Origin of the sequence: Bordetella bronchiseptica (genome assembly GCF_900636925.1) — a bacterium.
In the GTDB taxonomy this organism is placed as follows: Bacteria; Pseudomonadota; Gammaproteobacteria; order Burkholderiales; family Burkholderiaceae_B; genus Bordetella; species Bordetella pertussis.
Genome location: NZ_LR134326.1, coordinates 3,815,440 through 3,831,986, shown reverse-complemented (window position 1 = coordinate 3,831,986; position 16,547 = coordinate 3,815,440). Strand labels below are relative to the sequence as shown.

The window sequence follows — 16,547 nt, the reverse complement described above, 5'->3', positions numbered from 1 at the left end:
AACTCCCACCGCGGCGTGCCGCGGCATGGTGGACACGCGCGCCGGTCGGCGCGCCCGGGCTTGCCTGCCTATGATAGAAATCCAGCCCGTAACAAGCGTCACAGGACTCGTCCAGATGCGTACAGTCGTATGCCCGCCCGGGGCGTCGCGACCAGGGCCGACACCTTTCGATACCGCCGTTTGCGGCAGCGTGTGCCTGTCCCCACTGGGACAGGCACACCGCTCTACGCCATGAACGGTTGACTGCCAAGACGGTATCTGTTCCCCGCGGAGGGCGCGAGGGTGCCTGTCCCCGCCGGGACAGGCACCTGGAGGCCGCGCTAGCCCGTCGCCCGCGCCGCCGGCTCGTCCTCGGCCTGGGGTTCGTCGCCCAGCGCGCAGCGCAGCGCGTCCTCGACGCGGTCCAGCAGCACGAAGCGCAGCTTGCGGCGCGCTTCGGCCGGCACGTCGTCGAGGTCTTTCTCGTTGCGGCGCGGCAGCATCACGGTGGTGATGCCGGCGCGCAGCGCCGCCAGGGTCTTCTCCTTGATGCCGCCGATGGGCAGCACCAGCCCGCGCAGGCTGACCTCGCCGGTCATGGCCACGTTGGCGTCCACCGGCCGGCCCGACAGCAGCGAGGCCAGCGCCACGAACATCGCCACGCCGGCGCTGGGCCCGTCCTTGGGCGTGGCGCCGGCCGGCACGTGGATGTGGATATCGACCTTCTCCAGCGCGTCGCCGCTCCAGGTCTTGGCCAGCGTCAGCGCGGCCTGGGCCGACTCCTTCATGACGTCGCCCAGCTGCCCGGTCAGGATCAGGCGGCCGCTGCCGGGCACCTTGCTGGCCTCGATGAAGAGGATGTCGCCGCCGACCGGCGTCCACGCCAGGCCGGTGGCCACGCCCGGCAGGCTGGTGCGCAGCGCGACCTCGTTCTCGAAGCGGCGCGGGCCCAGGGTGGCGCCCAGGTCGGCGGCGTCGATGGAGACGTGCCCGGCCTTGCCTTCGGCCACCTGCATGGCGGCGTGGCGCAGCACCGAGCCGATCTCGCGCTCGAGATTGCGCACGCCGGCCTCGCGCGTGTAGTCGCCCACGATGGCCGCCAGCGCCGCGTCGGTGATGTCGGCCTGTTCGGGCCGCAGCCCGTTGGCCTCCAGCTGGCGCTTGATCAGGTAGCGGCGCGCGATCTGGATCTTCTCTTCCTCGGTGTAGCCGGGCAGGTCGATGATCTCCATGCGGTCGCGCAAGGGGCCGGGGACGGTGTCCAGCACGTTGGCCGTGCAGATGAACATCACGTGCGACAGGTCGTAGTCCACCGCGAGGTAGTTGTCGCGAAACTTGTGGTTCTGCTCGGGGTCGAGCACTTCCAGCAGCGCGCTGCCCGGGTCGCCATGAAAGCCGCCGGCGCCCAGCTTGTCGATTTCGTCGAGCATCAGCACCAGGTTGCCGGTGCCGGCGCGGCGCACGGCCTGGATGATGTTGCCCGGCAGCGCGCCCAGGTAGGTGCGGCGGTGGCCGCGGATTTCGGCTTCGTCATGCACGCCGCCCAGCGCCACGCGCTGGAAGGCGCGGCCGGTGGCGCGCGCGATCGACTGGCCCAGCGAGGTCTTGCCCACGCCCGGCGGGCCGACGAAGCACAGGATGGGGCTGCGGCCTTCCGGATTCAGCTTGCGCACCGCCAGGTATTCGAGGATGCGGCGCTTGATCTTGTCCAGCCCGAAGTGGTCTTCGTCCAGGACGCGGCGCGCCTCGGCCAGGTCGATGGCCTGCTGCGGCTCGTGCTTCCAGGGCAGTTCGGTCAGCCACTCCAGGTAGGTGCGCAGCATGGCGTATTCGCCGCTGCCGTCGCCCATGCGCTGCAGGCGGCTCAGTTCCTTGCGGGCGTGGTTGAGCACTTCCTCGGGCATGCCGGCCTGTTCGATGGTCTCTTTCAGCTGCGCGGCCTCGGCCGCGCCGTCGTCGGTCTCGCCCAGCTCCTTCTGGATCTGGCGCAGCTGTTCGCGCAGCACGGTCTCGCGCTGGCGTTCGTCGAACTGCGCGCGCGTGCGCTCGCCGATTTCCTTGGACAGGCGCAGCACTTCCAGGCGCGCGGCCAGCAGTTCGATGACCTTGTCCAGGCGGCGCGCCAGGTCGAAGGTCTCGAGGATGTCCTGCTTCTGCCCGGCCTTGATGTCGATCAGGTTGGTGACCATGTCGGCCAGCAGCGCGGGCGATTCGATGCCGCGCACCACGTCGGCCAGCTCGTCGGGCACGTTGGGCAGCAGCGCGATGGCGTCGATGGTCTGCTGCTTGAGCTGCAGGAAGCGCGCCTCGGTCTGGCTGTCGCTGGCCGCGGGCGTGTCGACCAGGGCCACCCGCGCCACCAGGAACGGCCAGCCTTCCAGGAATTCGAGCACGCGAAAGCGCGCCTGGCCCTGCACCAGCAGGTGGTGCGCGCCTTCCTGGCCGGTGATGTAGCGCGCCACCGGCCCTTCGGTGCCGACCCAGTACAGATCGTCCGGGCCGACGTCGTTCTTCTGCGGATCGCGCTGCAGCAGGAAGCCCAGCGGGCGTTCGTTCTTGACGGCCTCCTGGGCGGCGGCCACCGAGCTCTGGCGGTGTACGGTAACGGGCGAGAGCACGCCGGGAAACAGCACGGCGTCGCGCAACGGGATGATGATGCGTGCGTCTTCGGGCAGGGTGCGCGGGTCCGTCATGGGGCCTCCCTCAGTTTTTTCAGGGTCAGGGTCAGGCAGCCGTCGGCCAGCGTCGGGGCCTCGGGCTCCAGGGCATGCAGGGGCAGGCGGATGCGCCGCTGGAAGCGGCCATAGGGGATTTCCAGCCCGTGGATGCGGGCGTTGCGCAGCGCCGGCAAGGGGCGCACGCCGGAAATGCTGATGCCATCGGGATCGAAGCGCACCGCCACGTCGCCGGCGGCCACGCCGGGCAGCGCCACGTAGATCAGGACGGCGCTCTCGGTTTCGATCATGTCCACCGGGGGCTCCCAGCAGGGCGCCTGCGCCGGGCCGGTGCGCAGCAGTTGCCGGTGCAGGCGATCGGCCTGCTGCAGCAGGGACAGGGCATCGCCCCAGATCCAGGATGAAAAGTCGCGCGATCTCATGTACTCGCCCTCTGTTCCATACAGGGTAAGTGGCGACGCCACGCTGGCTTTTCAAGCTGGCAAGCCGAGCGCGGCGGCGCTCGCAGGTCCAATCCAGTGTAGACCCTTGCGCGCCGTTGCGCTTCGCGCTCAAGCGCACGGGGTGCCTGTCCCAGCGGGGACAGATACCGTCTTGGCCGTCCCGTTCATGGCGTAGAGCGGTGTGCCTGTCCCAGTGGGGACAGGCACACCGCGCCGCGGATGTCAGCGCCCGTCCGGGGACAGGCGCCACGCCCTGCCGCAGGTGTCAGCCTCAACCGGGACAGGCGCCGGCTCACCAGCGTGCCTGCACGATCTGGTAGGCGCCCAGCAGCGCCAGGCTGGCGTACAGGCAGAGTCGGAAGCGTTGCGGCGAGAGCGCGTGGCGCAGCCGCTGGCCGCACACCATGCCCGCCAGCGCCGGGGCCAGCATGGCCAGCGAGACGGCGGCCGCGCCGCCGCCGTAATGGCCGGTCAAGCCCAGGCCCGCGGCCAGCGCCAGCGTGGACACCGAGAAGGAGATGCCCATGGCCTGCACCAGTTCGTCCTTGTCCAGGCCCAGCGCCTGCAGATAGGGGACGGCGGGCACCACGAAGACGCCGGTGGCCGCCGTGACCAGGCCGGTCAGCGCGCCGACCAGCGGGCCCAGCCAGGGCTGGGCGCGCGCCGGCACGCGCGGCGGGCGCCCCAGCAGGCCCCAGCCGGCGTAGGCCAGCAGCGCGGCGCCCAGCGCGCCGGCGGCCCAGGCGCCTGCCGGCGCGCCGAACCACCAGGCCCCGCCCAGCGTGCCCACGCATACGCCGGCCTGCATGCCGGCGATGCGGCGCCAGACGCGCCGCAGGCTGGCCAGCGGGCCGGCCTGCCACAGGTTGGTGACCAGCGAGGGCACGATCAGCAGCGCCGCCGCCTGCGCCGGCGGCATGAGCAGCGCCAGCAAGGCCATGGAAATCGTGGGCAGGCCCAAACCCACCACGCCCTTGACCGCGCCGGCCAGCAGGAAGACCGCGCCGGCCAGCGCCAGCGCGGCGGGGGCGCCCAGGCCCGCGGCGTCGATGCCGCTCATGGCTGGCAGGCCGGCAACTGGGCGCGCGGGCGGGCGAACACCGCGGGCGGCGCATCGCCCTGCGCGCGCGCGGCGCGCGCCAGCCAATGGCGCGCCGCGCAAGGGTCCGAGGCTATGGCCTGGCCATAGAGTGCCGGGCCGCCCAGCAGCGCCAGGCCCAGCGTCTGTTGCGCCGGCGCGTGGCCGGCGCCGGCGGCGCTTTGCAGCAGGGACAGCATGCGCGGATAGTCGCCGGCGGTCTGGGCTTCCAGCGCCAGGCCGTATTGCTGCGCGGGGCTGTCGGCCTGCGCGGCGAACACCGGCAGCGTGGCGAGCAGGGCGGCGGCGATGCGGGAAAGAGGATGCATGGCGGGGCTCCGAAGGCGCCGCGAGCGCGGCGGGAGCGTTCATTGTGCGGCGCCGGCGCGCCCCGGCCTATCGGGATGTCTCGTATCCAGGATCAGGGCGGGCCAGAGGCTGGCCGTGCTACGCTGGGCCATGCGTTTCGACCTCACCGACCTGCGCCTGTTCCTCAACGTATGCGAGGCCGGCACCATCACCGCCGGCGCGCGGCGCTCGCACATGACGCTGGCCTCGGCCAGCGAACGGGTGCGCGGCATGGAAGGCGCGCTGGGCGTGGCGCTGCTGCTGCGCGAGCGCTATGGCGTGCAGCCCACCGCGGCCGGCCGCACGCTGCTGCATCATGCGCGCGCCGTGCTGCTGCAGATGGACCGGTTGCGCGGCGAACTGGGCCAGTACGGCCAGGGGCTCAAGGGCCATGTGCGCCTGTTGTGCAATACGGCCGCGCTCAGCGAGCACCTGCCGGCCGTGCTGGCGGGTTTCCTGGCCGCCCACCCGCAAGTGTCGGTCGACCTGGAGGAGCGCCTGAGCCGCGAGATCGCCGATGCGCTGCGCGCCGGGACGTGCGACATCGGCGTGCTGGCCGATTCGGCCGACCTGCACGGCCTGCAGGCGCGCACGTTCCGCCATGATCCGCTGGTGGTGGCGGTGCCGCGCGGGCACGCGCTGGCGGGCCGCGCCGCGGTCAGCCTGGCCGACGTGGCGGCGCTGGATTTCGTCGGCCTGGTCGAGGGCAGCGCCTTGCAGGCGCATATCGGCCAGCATGCGCGCCGCGCCGGGCAGGTGCTCAATTACCGCGTGCGCCTGCGCAGCTTCGACGCCATTTGCGACATGGTCGGGCATGGCATCGGCGTGGCCATCGTGCCGCGCACCGCGGCCCTGCGCGCGGCGCGCGCGGGCCGCATCCGGCGCCTGCGCCTGTCCGACGACTGGGCCGAGCGCGACCTGATGCTGTGCGTGCGCGATCCCGACGCCTTGCCGTCCTATGCGCGCCAGTTCGTGGCGCACGCCCTGGCTGAAGCCCCCTAGCGGGCCAGCCGCGCGATCAGGTCGGCCTGCGCGGGGTACAGGCGCCGCAGCACGGCGGCGTCGGCCAGTTCGAACTCGCTGAATTCGAAGCCCGGTGCCACCGTGCAGCCGGCCAAGGCGTAGCCGCCCGGCCGGGCCAGCTCGGCGGCGAACCAGCTGCCGGCCGGCACCACCGCCTGGAACTCGGCGCCGGCATCTTCCAGCGTGTTGCCCAGCCGCAGGCGCCGGTAGCCGCCGTCGGACGCCAGCACGTGGATGTGCAGCGGCGCGCCGGCATGGAAATGCCACAGCTCGTCGGCGCGGATGCGATGCCAGGTGGACCAGGCGCCGTCGCACAGCAGGTACAGAATGGCGGTGCTGGCCGCGCGGCGCGCGCCGTCGGCGCGCGTCACGGCATCGTCGGCGCGGTAGGTTTCGCGGTAGTGGCCGCCCTCGGGGTGCGGCAGCAGGCCCAGGCGGCGGATCAGGGTGGCGGCGGGGTCGGTCATGGCGGGCTGCTCGCGGACGTCGGTGGCGCCAGTCTAAACCCAATGGCGCCGTCCGGCCGGCTAACATCACGGCTGTGAGCGACTGCGGAAGACCCATCATGTACGACTGGCTCAATGCCCTGCCCAAAGCCGAACTGCACCTGCACCTGGAAGGCACGCTGGAACCCGGACTGATGTTCGAACTGGCCCGGCGCAATGGCGTGGCGCTGCCGTGGCCGGACGTCGAATCGCTGCGGCGGGCGTACGACTACGACAACCTGCAGGAATTCCTCGACCTGTACTACCGCGGCGCCGAGGTGTTGCGCACCGAACAGGATTTCTACGACCTGACCTGGGCCTACCTGCTCAAGTGCCGCGAGCAGAACGTGGTGCACACCGAGCCGTTCTTCGACCCGCAGACGCACACCGATCGCGGCATCGCGTTCGAGACGGTCCTGGCCGGCATTACCCAGGCGCTGGAAGACGGCCGTACGCAGCTGGGCATCCAGGGCGGCCTGATCCTCAGCTTCCTGCGCCACCTGCCCGAAGAGGCGGCCATGCGCACGCTGGAGCAGGCGCTGCCGTATCGCGACGCCTTCATCGCGGTGGGGCTGGACAGCAGCGAGCGCGGCTTTCCGCCGCGGCTGTTCCAGCGGGTGTTCGAGCGCGCGCGCGCCGCAGGGCTGCCCGCGGTGGCGCATGCCGGCGAGGAAGGGCCGCCCGAATACATCTGGGAAGCGCTCGACCTGCTGCAAGTGCGGCGCATCGATCATGGCGTGCGCGCGGCCGAGGACGAGCGGCTGATCGAACGGCTGATCGATACCCAGATACCGCTGACGGTGTGTCCGCTGTCGAACACGCGGCTGCGCGTGTTCGACAGCATGGCCGAGCACAACATCCTCGAACTGCTCGAGCGCGGCGTCAAAGTCACGGTGAACTCGGACGACCCGGCGTATTTCGGCGGCTACATCACCGAGAACTTCCATGCCCTGCATGAACACCTGGGCATGACGCAGGACCAGGCGCGCCGGCTGGCGGCCAACAGCATGGACGCGCGCCTGGCGGGCGGTTAGCTGCCCGCCGCAGGCCTTACTCGACCTGGATGCCGGCCTGCTCGATCAGCGCCGTCCACTTCTTCGTGTCCTGGCGCACCAGCGCCTCGAGCTGCTGCGGCGTGCTGGCGACGAATTCCACGCCCTCGGACTCGAACTTGCGGTTCAGCTCGGGGTCCTTCAGCGTCTCGACCACGGCCTGGTTCAGTTTTTCCAGCACCTCGGGCGGCGTGCCGGCCTTGGCGAACAGGCCATACCAGGTGGTGTACGCCATGCCGGGCAGGGTCGCGGATACCACCGGCAGCTTGCTGGTATCGGCGCCGCTGCTGGGCGCGCTCATGGCCAGCGCCTTGACCGCGCCCTTGTCGATCATGGGCTTGAGCGACGGCATGCTGCTGAACAGCGCCTGCACCTGGCCGGAGGCCAGGTCGGTGATGACCTGCGAGGTGCCGCGGTAGGGCACGTGCACCACGTCGACCTTGGCCTGGCTCTTGAACAGCTCCATGCCCAGGTGCGCGACGCCGCCCACGCCGGCCGAGCCGAAGTTGACCTTGCCCGGATGCGCCTTGGCGTAGTCGATCAAGCCCTGCACCGAGTCCACCGGCAGGCCGGCGGTGACCACCAGCACGTGCGGGCTCTGGGTCAGTTGGCTGATCGGCGCCAGCAGCGCGAGCACGTCCTTGCCCTGCATGGCCTTGGACGGGATGGTCATGTTGCCCGAGGCGGGCATCAGCAGCGTATAGCCGTCGGCGGGCGCGCCCAGCACCTGGTTGAGCGCCGGCACGCCGTGCCCGCCGCCGGCATTGACCACCACCACCGGCTGGCCCAGCGCCTGGCCGAACAGTTGCGCGAATTCGCGGCCCACGATGTCGGCCGGCCCGCCGGCGGCGAACGGGATGACCATGCGGACCGGGCGTTCGGGATAGTCGGCGGCGGCCGGGCCGGCCGGCAGCAGGCCGAGTGCCAGCGCCAGGGCGCCGAGCGTGTGCTTCAAGGACATTGTCTTCTCCAGTGTGTGTGTGGGTATGGGTCAGGCGGATTCGCCCGTGTCGATGGGCGCGCGCGCCAGCGCGTCGTCCAGCCAGGCCGGCCGCAGTTCGCCGCGGGCAATCGCGGCCATGCGGGCGGCTTCGGCTTGCTGCTTGGCCAGCGCGGCGGCCAGCACCGCTTCGGCTTCGTCGTCGCGGTACACCACGACGCCGTCGTCATCGGCCATGATCCAGTCGCCCGGGCGCACGTCGACGCCGCCGCAACGGATGGCGCGGCGCACCGTGCCGCCGCCGCGCTTGGTCGGGCCGGCCGGCGAGCCGCCCAGCGCGTACGCCGGCAGCGTGCCGGCGCGCAGTTCGGCCAGGTCGCGCATGGCGCCGTCGATGATGACGCCGGCCAGGCCGACGGCGGCGGCCTGGGCGCACATGATGCCGCCCATGACGGCGCGGTCCAGGTAGCCCTGGGCGTCGATCACCAGCACTTCGCCGGGGCGCGCCTGCGCCAGCGCGGCGTGGATGGCCAGGTTGTCGCCGGCATCGACCGACACCGTCAGCGCGCGGCCGTGGACATGCCAGCCGGCGCGCAGGGGCTTGATGCCGGCGCTCATGACGCGGGCGCCGGCGTCGGCCAGCAGGGTGGTGCTCAGGTCCCGGGCAGGGGAGACGGACATGGCGCTTACTCCACGAAGGCCGGCACGACGGCGGGGAAGATGCTCTGGTAGGCCTCGGCGTAGGCCGTGGCGGTGGTCTTGGCGCGGCGGCCGGCCTGCGCGCCGCGCTGCAGCGCGACGCGTTCGTAATAGGCCCACAGGTTGCGCTGCGTGGCCATCGCCTGCATGGCGCGCTGCTTCTGTTCCCACACCGCGCTGATGTCCAGCAGCAGGTTGGGCTTGAAGCCGCACAGCTCGGACTGGTGCGGCTCGAAGCACAGCACTTGCGGCGGCACGATGTAGTCCGCGCCGTGCCCGGGCGCCATGGCCTGCATGCGCGCGCGCAGCACCATGTCGTAGGCGCGGCAGTGATCCAGGTTGGAGGGGTCGTGCTCGGGGTGGGTGATCACCGCCGCCGGGCGCACCGCGCGCAGCGTCTGCGACAGGCGCCGCACCGCGTCCGGCGACTCGGGCATGGGGTAGTCGCCCAGATCGTAGAAATCCACGCCGGCTGCGCCCAGGATGGCGGCGGCCGCCTCGGCCTCGGCGCGGCGCACCTGCTTGACCTCGTCGCGCGCGCCATCGGGATTGGCCTGCCAGGCGGCGTTCGATTCGCCGTTCTCGCCGTAGCTCAGGCACACCAGGCGCACGTCCACGCCGCGCTGGGCATGCAGGGCCATCGCGCCGCCGCAACGCCATACGAAATCGCCCACATGGGCGGTCACCACCAGGATCGCGCTTGCCACTGCCTTGCTCCTCGAATTGTGCAAGGCTCCATTATATTTTTATGAAACGTCGTTGTATTATGTACAACAAGCAAGCATTCATGCGGTTTTGGAGAGAACATGAGTAATGACGGCGTGGTGGCGGTGGAGCGCGCCCTGGCGGTGCTGGACTGTTTCAAGCCGGGTGACGAGCGCCTGGGCCTGGCCGAGTTCGCGGCCCGCCTGCCGCTGCACAAGACCACCATCTTCCGCCTGCTGAATTCGCTGGCGCGCTGCGGTTATGTGCTGCGCGAGCCGGACGGCCGCTACTCGCTGGGCCCGCGCGTGCTCTATCTGGCGCGCGTCTACGAGCGCGGCTTCAATCTGTCGGGGGTGGTGATGCCGGTGCTCGAAAGCCTGTCGGGGCAGACGGGCGAGAGCGCCGCCTACTACGTCGAGGGCGACCAGCCGGGCCAGCGCCTGTGCCTGTTTCGCCACCAGCCCTATGTGGGCCTGCACAGCCAGGTGCTGGCCGGCAGCGTCATGCCGCCGGACCGCTCGTCCACCGGCCGCGTGTTCGCGGTCTGGGCGCAAGGACAGCCCGGCGGCGACGAGCGCCTGCCGTTTTTCTCGTGCGGCGCGCGCGACCCCTATACCTCGTCGTGGTCGGTGCCGGTGGTGGGCGACGACGACCGTTTCGTCGGCGCGCTGACCGTGGCCGGGCCGTCCGAGCGCCTGCGCACGGTGGACGTGCCGCGCTTCGAACGGCTGGTGCTCGAGCACGCCGACGACCTGGCGCGCCGCCTGGGCGCCAGCGCCACGATCCGCGCCGCGCTCTACGGCGATTGAGGCGCGCCCGCGCTCAGCGCGCCAGCCGGCCGATGCAATCGTTCAGTTCGGCCTGCAGCTGGCGCATCAGCGTGGCCGCGGGCACGCCGCGCGACAGGGCGGCGGCCTGGCCGGCCCATTGCGCGGCGTAGCTGGCGTCGCCGCGCGCCCTGGCCGCAGCGTGCAGGGCCTTGCCGGCATCGTAGGCGATGGGATAGTCGGGCGTGGGCGGGCAGTCGGCCGCCGCGCCCAGTTCGGTGTAGCGGTTGGCGATGCTGCGCGCCGGCCGGCCCGAGATGGCACGCGTCAGCGTGGTGGCGACTTCGGCCTGGTCCAGCAGGGCGTGGCGGTGCGGCATGTCGGCCGACGATTCGGGGCAGCTGATGAAGGCGGTGCCCAACTGGGCGGCCTGCGCGCCCAGCGCCAGCACCGCGGCCACGCCGGCGCCGTCCATGATGCCGCCGGCGGCGATCACCGGCGCATCGAAGCGGCGCGCCAGCAAGCGCGTCAGCGCCAGGGTGCCCAGTTGTTCGTCGCGCGCGGCGGGGTCGAACATGCCGCGATGGCCGCCGGCCTCGATGCCCTGCGCCACGATGGCGTCGACGCCGGCCGCGGCGATGCGCGCCGCTTCCCGCATATCGGTGGCGGTGGCCATCAGGTAGATGCCGGCCTGGCGCAGCGCCGCGATGCGCGAAGCCGGCGGCAGGCCGAAGTGCAGGCTGACCACTTCGGGCCGCTCGGCCAGCAGCATGTCGAACATGTCGTCGTCGGCCAGGAAGCTGGTGTAGACCTCGCGCAGCGTGGCCGGCGGCTGCGCGTCGAATTCGGCGAAGCGCGGCGCCAGGTATTGCAGCCAGCGCGCTTCGCGCGCGGCGTCGGCGGTGGCCGGCGCGTGGCAGAACAGGTTGACGTTGAAGGGCCGCGTGGTCTGCTCGCGGGTCAGGGCGATGGCCTGGCGGGCGGCGTCGGCGTTCATGGCGCCCAGGCCCAGCGAGCCCAGCCCGCCGGCATTGCTGACGGCGGCAGCCAGCGCCGGCGTGCTGACGCCGGCCATGGGCGCCTGGACCACCGGCAGGGTCAGGCCCAGGCGCTGGGCGAACGGGGTGGCGGCGTAGGCGGCGGGCATGGCGGACTCCGGGTCGGCGTGGATCATGGGGCTGGCGGCGCTTGCAGCGCGCGCAGCAGGGCGAGTCGGGCGGCGCTGTCGTAGCCGTCGCGGTGGATCAGAAAGCAGGGCACGGTGCGCACGGGCACGGTGCGCGCCAGCGCCGCGCCCGGGTGCAGGGCCAGCACCGAGCGCGGCAGGATGGCCATGGCCGAACCCGCCAGCACACCGGCCATCATGGCGTGGTAAGACGCCATTTCGATGACACGCACGCCGGCCATGTCCAGCCATTGCTCGGCGCACAGCCGGTAGGTGCAGCCCTGCGCGAACGCGGCCAGCGTGCGCACCTGTATGTCCTGCGGCGTGCGCACCGGCGGATGGCCGGGCGGCAGCGCCAGCAGCAGTTCTTCGGAATACAGGTAGGCGCCGCGCAGGCTGGGGTGCAGCGGCGCCATGGCGGTGTCGGCCGGGCTGGCGGCGGGATGCGCGATGACGGCGCAATCGAGCCGGCACGCGGCGACCTGGCCGGCCAGCCATTGCGTGGTGCCGGTGTGCAGGTCGATGGCCAGGTCCGGCCATTGCGCGTGCAGGCTGGCCAGCGGCTGCGGCAGGCGGCTGGCGGCGGCGCTTTCCATCGCGCCCAGGCGCAGCCGCCCGGCCGGCGTGTCGGCGCGCATGGCCTGACGCGTTTCCTCGGCCAGGGCCAGCAGGCGCTCGGCGTAGGCGAGCAGGCGGCGGCCATCCGGGGTCAGCGTCATGCGCTTGTTCTCGCGCAGGAACAGCGTCACGCCCAGGCTGTCTTCCAGCTGGCGCAGCCGCGTGGTCACGTTGGATTGCACGCGCGCCAGCGCGTGCGCGGCGCGGGTCACGCTCTCGGTGCGCGCGACGGCGCGGAAGATTTCCAGTTCGGCCAGTTCCATCGGCGGGGCTCGGGTAGCAGAGCCGCCAGCATAGCGCTTCTATCCGAAAAAAAGAACAACTTGCTATTTAATGTTCTCTTTTTGGGATTGCTTGTCGCCGCCCGGCCGCAGCGCCAGTACGGCGGCCAGCACGCAGCCGATGCCGGCGGCCTGGCGCGGCCCGACGGTTTCGCCCAGCGCCAGCGCGGCCAGCAGTACGGCGGCCACCGGCGCCAGGGCCGTGAACAGCGCCGCTTCGCTGGCGCTGGCGCGCGCCAGCCCGGCGTACCAGAGCACGAAGCCGGCCACGGTGGGCAGCCACGCGTAGTAAGCCAGCACGGCCAGGGCGGGGCCGCCGAAGGCGGCGTGCCAGGGCGCCTCGGCAAGCGCGGCGGCGCCGGCCAGGACCGCGCCGATGGCCGTCAGCGCGGCCGACAGCGGCAGCGGCGCAATGGGCGCGCGCAGGCGCTTGCTGAGCAGGATGAACAGCCCCTCGCAGACCACCGCGCCCAGCACCAGCAGGTTGCCGGCCAGCGAGCCGGGCGCGCCGTCCGTGCGGCCGCCGACCAGCACCAGCACGCCCGCGGCGGCCAGCGCGATGGCCGCCAGCGTGCGCGGCGGCGGCCGCTCGCGCAGCACCGCCATGGCCAGCAGCGCGGTCACGGCGGGCAGCGTGCCGATGACGACGGCCGCGTCGGCGGCCGAGGTCAGGCGCAGCCCGGCGATCAGCAGCGCGGTGTAGCCGACGCTGCCGGCGGCGGCCTGCAGCGCCAGCAGGCAGGCATCGCGCCGGCCGGGCCGCGGCCAGCGCGCGCCGGTCGCGCGCATCAGCAGCAGGAAAACCGGCAGGGCCAGGCCCAGCCGGATGGCGGTGGCGGTAAAGGGCGCCACCTCGGCGGCGATCAGCTTGCTGGCCGGCACGGTGCTGCCGGCCAGCACCATGGCCAGGGCCAGGCAGGCATGGCCGCCGCGCGTGCGGCGGGCGGGGGCCAGGGGCGGTGAGGAAGAACGGGACATGGCCGGCAGCATAGGCGCATGCCAGGCCGGCGGTCTTGAACGAAATTGCGGCGCGGCGGGTCTAGCGCGCGGCGCGCGCGTAGCGGCCGGGCGTCATGCCGTAGCTGCGCGCGAACAGCCGGCTCAGGTGGCTCTGGTCGGCAAAGCCGCAGGCCGCCGCCGTCTCGGCCAGCGGCACGCCTTGCAGGATGAGGCGGCGCGCCAGCTGCAGGCGTCGCTGCGTCTGGTAGGCGTGCGGCGGCAGGCCGGTGGCGTGGGCGAACCCGCGCAGCACCTGGTAGCGGCTCAGGCCGCAGGCCTGCGCCAGGTCGGCCAGCGTGAGCGCGGCGGCCGGGTCGTCGTCGATCCGCTGGCGCGCGCGGGCGATGCCGGGGTGGGGCAGGCGTGCCGGCGCGCGGCCCGGGTCGGGGCGGCGCAGCCCCGCCAGCAACTGCAGCAGGGCGGCGTCGCGCGCCAGCGGCGCGGCGCCGGGCGTGGTGACGCAGGCATACAGGCGCGCGAACGCGGCGGCCAGCGCCGCGTGCCCGAGCACCGGCAGGTGGAATTCGTAGCTGCCCGCGTCGCCGTCCAGCCCGGCGGCCGCCTGGGCGATCAGGGCGGGCTCGAAATACAGCATGCACCAGGCGCGCTCGCCCTCGCCCAGCGGGGCGCCGTCATGCACCTCGCCCGGATTGACGGTGATGAGCTCGCCGGCGCGCGCCTGCACGGGGCCGCGTCCGCTGGCCGAGCGCTGCGCGCCGCGCGTCATCAGGCCCACGCCGTACTGGTCGTGCGTGTGGCGGGCGAAGGCGTGGCGCGATTGCGCGGCGACCGCGCTGACGCCGGGCTCGGCGCTGCGCAACGCGATGAAGCGGCCTTGCGGCATGGGGCCTCCGGAGGGCGTGGCGGGTTCGGCCAGCATAACGCGGCGGCCTCAGGCGGGCGGGCGCGGCGCGCTGCGCCGTCCCAGCGGCGAGGGCGCCGGCGTGCCGACCGCGCTGGCGCGGTCGAAGATCACCCGGCCTTCCTTGACGGTCTGCAGCACCTTCAGGCCGGCCAGCGTGGCGGGCGGGACTTCCAGCGGATTGCCCGACAGCACGACGAAATCGGCCAGCTTGCCGCGCGTGATGGAGCCCTTGTCGTCTTCCTCGAAGTGCTGGTAGGCGGCCCACAGCGTCATGCTCTTGAGGGCGGTGAGCGGATCCAGCCGCTGGTGCGGCCCGAGCACGTGGCCGCTGCGCGTGATGCGGTTGACCGTTGCCGACAGCACCCGCATCGAATCCGGGAAGGCCACCGGCGCGTCGTGGTGCGAGGTGACCGGCATGCCGGCGTCGGTCACCCAGCGCATCGGCGAGATGTTCTCGGCGCGCCGCGGGCCCAGCACCGAGTCGCGATGCCAGTCGCCCCAGTAATAGGTGTGCATGGGAAACAGCGAGGCCAGCACGCCCAGCGACTTCAGCGCCGGAATCTGGTCCTGGCGCAGCGTCTGGCCGTGGATGAGCACCGGGCGCACGTCCACGCCGGGATGGGCCTGCTCGGCCTGGCGCAGGGCGGCGATCATCTGGTCGATGGCGCGGTCGCCGTTGGCATGGGTGAGGATCTGCCAGCGGTTGGCCAGCGCCAGCCCGTACAGCTGCGCCGCGCGCGCGTCGCTGACCACGCCGTAGCCGGCGTATTTGCGGTTCTGGCCGGGCGGAGGCACGAAATACGGCTCGCTCAGCCAGGCGGTCTTGGCCTGCGGCGAGCCGTCCAGCGTCAGCTTCACGCCGCCGATGCGAAAGCGCCGCTGGTAGCGCACCGGTTCGCCGGCCGGGCGGAACCAGGGCGCCTGCATCAGGGCGGGCGTGCCGGGGGCGAGAATATCGGGATAGGCCACCACGTCGGCCACCAGCTTGCCCTGGCGCGCGGCCAGCTCGGCGATGCGCACCTGGTCGGGCGCGGCGCGGCCATCCTGGATGGTGGTGTAGCCGTTGCGGATGTACAGCTGCTGGCCGGCATCGAGCATGGCCACCGCCTGCTCGGGCGTCAGGCGCGGGAACAGGCGCGCGAGCGCGGCGAAGAAGGCGTTTTCCTCGAGCACGCCGTCGGGTTCGCGGCTGCCCTTGCGCCGGCCGATGACCCCGCCATCGGGCGCGCGGCTGGCCGCGCCGATGCCGGCGGCGGCCAGCGCGGCGCTGTTGAGCACGCCCACGTGGCCCGACTGGTGGATGGCCACCACCGGCAGGTCGCGCGCCACCGCGTCCAGGTCATCGCGGTTGGGGTGGCGGCGTTCCTGCAGTTGCGAGTCGTCGTAGCCGAAGCCCAGCAGCATGCCGAACTGGCGCGGCAGGTCGGAGTTGCGGCGGAATTGGCGCAAGGTGTTCTGCAGGTCAGCGATGCTGGCGTTGGGCCCGTCCGGCGGCGGCAGCAGGTTGGCGCTCAGGGCCTGCATGCCGACGGTGCTGACATGGCTGTGGGCGTCGACGAAGCCGGGCAGCAGCGTGGCGCCGCGCAGGTCGTGCATGCGGGTGTCCGGGCCGCGATAGCGCAGGACGGCGTGCTCGCGGCCCACCGCCATGATGCGGCCGTCCCTGACCGCGACGGCGCGCGCCGAGGGCGTGTGCGCATCGATGGTGACGATGGGGCCGCCGAACCAGATGGCGTCGGCCATGGCGGTGCTGTCGGCGGGCGGCAACTGGCTGGCGCAGCCGGTCAGCAGCGCCAGCGCGGCGGCCGGTAGCAGGCGGGAACGGATCATGGCGACTCCTTGCGGACAGGCGGATTCGCCAGCGTAGCGCCGGGGCCGCAAGGGCGCAGCCGGGCGGCGCCGCGGCGCGCCGCCGAAAGCGCCGGCGGCGCGGCGGGCGGGCCGGGCAAGGCCGGCGCCGGGCCCGCCAGGCGGCCGGTTGACAAGGCCATGGGCTTGCGATGTGATCGGCAATGCGGCGGGCGCGGCCGGCCGCCGGCCCGCCGCGCGATTTTTTCCGGCCTTGCCAGGAGGACGCCATGTTTCCAGAGTATCGCCATGTCATTACCCGACTCAAAGCGGAGGACCCGCATTTCACGGCGCTGTTCCAGCGCCACAACGAGCTCGATCAGGAAATCCAGAACATGGAGGCCGGGATCGTTCCCGCCTCCAGCGGCAACATCGAGAACCTGAAGAAGGAAAAGCTGCGCCTGAAGGACAAACTGTACGACATCCTGCGCGCCGCCGACCGCGACAGTTCATAGGCGTCATGCCGAAGTCCGCGTTGTCTGATACTGTTCCTGCAATGAAAAAGTCCACCCCCAGCAAATCCCAACGCGTGGTCTCGCCGCGCACCGGACCGCCCGCCCGCTCGCGGCAGCGCGGC

At 72.3% G+C, this 16,547-nt stretch carries 17 protein-coding genes; 4 read left to right on the top strand and 13 right to left on the bottom strand.

Annotated elements, in window-relative coordinates; translation table 11 throughout:
- Positions 1 to 320: 320 nt before the first annotated feature.
- From lon to EL288_RS17920, 4 genes are all read right to left on the bottom strand, one after another.
- Entirely contained in the window at positions 321 to 2,672 is a 2,352-nt protein-coding gene (gene lon, locus EL288_RS17935; RefSeq protein ID WP_003809150.1) for an endopeptidase La, read from the bottom strand.
- Positions 2,669 to 3,076 (bottom strand): Hsp20/alpha crystallin family protein, encoded by a 408-nt coding sequence (locus tag EL288_RS17930; RefSeq protein ID WP_003809153.1) that lies wholly within the window; start codon positions 3,074 to 3,076, stop codon positions 2,669 to 2,671. The genes lon and EL288_RS17930 overlap by 4 nt, the downstream gene beginning before the upstream one ends.
- Before the next feature lie 313 nt (positions 3,077 to 3,389).
- Positions 3,390 to 4,157 carry a sulfite exporter TauE/SafE family protein gene (locus EL288_RS17925; RefSeq protein ID WP_010926106.1) on the bottom strand — a complete coding sequence of 256 codons (768 nt, stop codon included), beginning with the start codon at positions 4,155 to 4,157 and terminating at the stop codon, positions 3,390 to 3,392.
- On the bottom strand, positions 4,154 to 4,504 hold the full coding sequence (locus tag EL288_RS17920; RefSeq protein WP_003809158.1) for a hypothetical protein: 351 nt from the start codon (positions 4,502 to 4,504) through the stop codon (positions 4,154 to 4,156). Before EL288_RS17920 ends, EL288_RS17925 begins: the two co-directional genes overlap by 4 nt.
- 130 nt (positions 4,505 to 4,634) lie before the next feature.
- Between EL288_RS17920 and EL288_RS17915 the strand changes: the two genes are divergently transcribed.
- Complete coding sequence (locus EL288_RS17915) at positions 4,635 to 5,525, top strand: LysR substrate-binding domain-containing protein (RefSeq protein ID WP_010927823.1); 891 nt, start codon at positions 4,635 to 4,637, stop codon at positions 5,523 to 5,525.
- Here the strand turns inward: EL288_RS17915 and EL288_RS17910 are convergent.
- Positions 5,522 to 6,013, bottom strand: a complete 492-nt coding sequence (locus tag EL288_RS17910) for a cupin domain-containing protein (protein ID WP_003809162.1) — start codon at positions 6,011 to 6,013, stop codon at positions 5,522 to 5,524. The two genes, EL288_RS17915 and EL288_RS17910, sit on opposite strands and share 4 nt — an antisense overlap.
- A gap of 98 nt (positions 6,014 to 6,111) precedes the next feature.
- Here EL288_RS17910 and EL288_RS17905 point away from each other — a divergent pair, with 98 nt between their 5' ends.
- A complete protein-coding gene (locus EL288_RS17905) occupies positions 6,112 to 7,065 on the top strand; it encodes an adenosine deaminase (RefSeq protein ID WP_010926108.1) in 954 nt (317 codons plus the stop codon).
- 16 nt (positions 7,066 to 7,081) lie between these two features.
- Here the strand turns inward: EL288_RS17905 and EL288_RS17900 are convergent, their stop codons facing one another.
- The 3 genes from EL288_RS17900 to EL288_RS17890 are packed head-to-tail and all read right to left on the bottom strand — an operon-like array spanning position 7,082 to position 9,429.
- Positions 7,082 to 8,044, bottom strand: coding sequence for a Bug family tripartite tricarboxylate transporter substrate binding protein (locus EL288_RS17900; RefSeq protein WP_003809166.1), 963 nt, complete (start codon positions 8,042 to 8,044; stop codon positions 7,082 to 7,084).
- A 30-nt stretch (positions 8,045 to 8,074) separates the two neighbouring features.
- Positions 8,075 to 8,704 carry an RraA family protein gene (locus EL288_RS17895; protein ID WP_003809168.1) on the bottom strand — a complete coding sequence of 210 codons (630 nt, stop codon included), beginning with the start codon at positions 8,702 to 8,704 and terminating at the stop codon, positions 8,075 to 8,077.
- A 5-nt stretch (positions 8,705 to 8,709) separates the two neighbouring features.
- Positions 8,710 to 9,429: a PIG-L deacetylase family protein gene (locus EL288_RS17890; protein ID WP_003809169.1), complete on the bottom strand. Its 720-nt coding sequence runs from the start codon at positions 9,427 to 9,429 to the stop codon at positions 8,710 to 8,712.
- Positions 9,430 to 9,528: 99 nt separating this feature from the next.
- On the opposite strand from EL288_RS17890, the gene EL288_RS17885 reads away from it, so the two are divergent.
- Positions 9,529 to 10,236 (top strand): IclR family transcriptional regulator, encoded by a 708-nt coding sequence (locus tag EL288_RS17885; protein ID WP_003809171.1) that lies wholly within the window; start codon positions 9,529 to 9,531, stop codon positions 10,234 to 10,236.
- 13 nt (positions 10,237 to 10,249) lie between these two features.
- Here the strand turns inward: EL288_RS17885 and EL288_RS17880 are convergent, their stop codons facing one another.
- The 5 genes from EL288_RS17880 to EL288_RS17860 all read right to left on the bottom strand — a co-directional run bounded on the left by EL288_RS17880 (position 10,250) and on the right by EL288_RS17860 (position 15,952).
- Entirely contained in the window at positions 10,250 to 11,368 is a 1,119-nt protein-coding gene (locus EL288_RS17880; protein ID WP_003809173.1) for an NAD(P)H-dependent flavin oxidoreductase, read from the bottom strand.
- Positions 11,365 to 12,240, bottom strand: coding sequence for a LysR family transcriptional regulator (locus EL288_RS17875; RefSeq protein WP_003809176.1), 876 nt, complete (start codon positions 12,238 to 12,240; stop codon positions 11,365 to 11,367). The genes EL288_RS17880 and EL288_RS17875 overlap by 4 nt, the downstream gene beginning before the upstream one ends.
- 63 nt (positions 12,241 to 12,303) lie before the next feature.
- A complete protein-coding gene (locus EL288_RS17870) occupies positions 12,304 to 13,248 on the bottom strand; it encodes a DMT family transporter (protein WP_003809178.1) in 945 nt (314 codons plus the stop codon).
- Positions 13,249 to 13,297: 49 nt separating this feature from the next.
- Entirely contained in the window at positions 13,298 to 14,101 is an 804-nt protein-coding gene (locus EL288_RS17865) for an AraC family transcriptional regulator (RefSeq protein WP_003809179.1), read from the bottom strand.
- A gap of 48 nt (positions 14,102 to 14,149) precedes the next feature.
- Positions 14,150 to 15,952, bottom strand: coding sequence for an amidohydrolase (locus EL288_RS17860; RefSeq protein WP_003809181.1), 1,803 nt, complete (start codon positions 15,950 to 15,952; stop codon positions 14,150 to 14,152).
- A gap of 248 nt (positions 15,953 to 16,200) precedes the next feature.
- Here EL288_RS17860 and EL288_RS17855 point away from each other — a divergent pair, with 248 nt between their 5' ends.
- Positions 16,201 to 16,425 (top strand): YdcH family protein, encoded by a 225-nt coding sequence (locus EL288_RS17855; protein ID WP_003809185.1) that lies wholly within the window; start codon positions 16,201 to 16,203, stop codon positions 16,423 to 16,425.
- Positions 16,426 to 16,547: the final 122 nt, after the last annotated feature.

What these genes read in the sequence shown, in the direction of transcription:
- EL288_RS17905 (WP_010926108.1), top strand. Translation starts at nt 6,112, where the DNA reads ATGTACGACTGGCTCAATGCCCTGCCCAAAGCCGAACTGCACCTGCAC.
- EL288_RS17930 (WP_003809153.1), bottom strand. Translation starts at nt 3,076, where the DNA reads ATGAGATCGCGCGACTTTTCATCCTGGATCTGGGGCGATGCCCTGTCC.
- lon (WP_003809150.1), bottom strand. Translation starts at nt 2,672, where the DNA reads ATGACGGACCCGCGCACCCTGCCCGAAGACGCACGCATCATCATCCCG.
- EL288_RS17925 (WP_010926106.1), bottom strand. Translation starts at nt 4,157, where the DNA reads ATGAGCGGCATCGACGCCGCGGGCCTGGGCGCCCCCGCCGCGCTGGCG.
- EL288_RS17885 (WP_003809171.1), top strand. Translation starts at nt 9,529, where the DNA reads ATGAGTAATGACGGCGTGGTGGCGGTGGAGCGCGCCCTGGCGGTGCTG.
- EL288_RS17860 (WP_003809181.1), bottom strand. Translation starts at nt 15,952, where the DNA reads ATGATCCGTTCCCGCCTGCTACCGGCCGCCGCGCTGGCGCTGCTGACC.
- EL288_RS17895 (WP_003809168.1), bottom strand. Translation starts at nt 8,704, where the DNA reads ATGTCCGTCTCCCCTGCCCGGGACCTGAGCACCACCCTGCTGGCCGAC.
- EL288_RS17920 (WP_003809158.1), bottom strand. Translation starts at nt 4,504, where the DNA reads ATGCATCCTCTTTCCCGCATCGCCGCCGCCCTGCTCGCCACGCTGCCG.
- EL288_RS17910 (WP_003809162.1), bottom strand. Translation starts at nt 6,013, where the DNA reads ATGACCGACCCCGCCGCCACCCTGATCCGCCGCCTGGGCCTGCTGCCG.
- EL288_RS17870 (WP_003809178.1), bottom strand. Translation starts at nt 13,248, where the DNA reads ATGCTGCCGGCCATGTCCCGTTCTTCCTCACCGCCCCTGGCCCCCGCC.
- EL288_RS17915 (WP_010927823.1), top strand. Translation starts at nt 4,635, where the DNA reads ATGCGTTTCGACCTCACCGACCTGCGCCTGTTCCTCAACGTATGCGAG.
- EL288_RS17875 (WP_003809176.1), bottom strand. Translation starts at nt 12,240, where the DNA reads ATGGAACTGGCCGAACTGGAAATCTTCCGCGCCGTCGCGCGCACCGAG.
- EL288_RS17880 (WP_003809173.1), bottom strand. Translation starts at nt 11,368, where the DNA reads ATGATCCACGCCGACCCGGAGTCCGCCATGCCCGCCGCCTACGCCGCC.
- EL288_RS17900 (WP_003809166.1), bottom strand. Translation starts at nt 8,044, where the DNA reads ATGTCCTTGAAGCACACGCTCGGCGCCCTGGCGCTGGCACTCGGCCTG.
- EL288_RS17865 (WP_003809179.1), bottom strand. Translation starts at nt 14,101, where the DNA reads ATGCCGCAAGGCCGCTTCATCGCGTTGCGCAGCGCCGAGCCCGGCGTC.
- EL288_RS17855 (WP_003809185.1), top strand. Translation starts at nt 16,201, where the DNA reads ATGTTTCCAGAGTATCGCCATGTCATTACCCGACTCAAAGCGGAGGAC.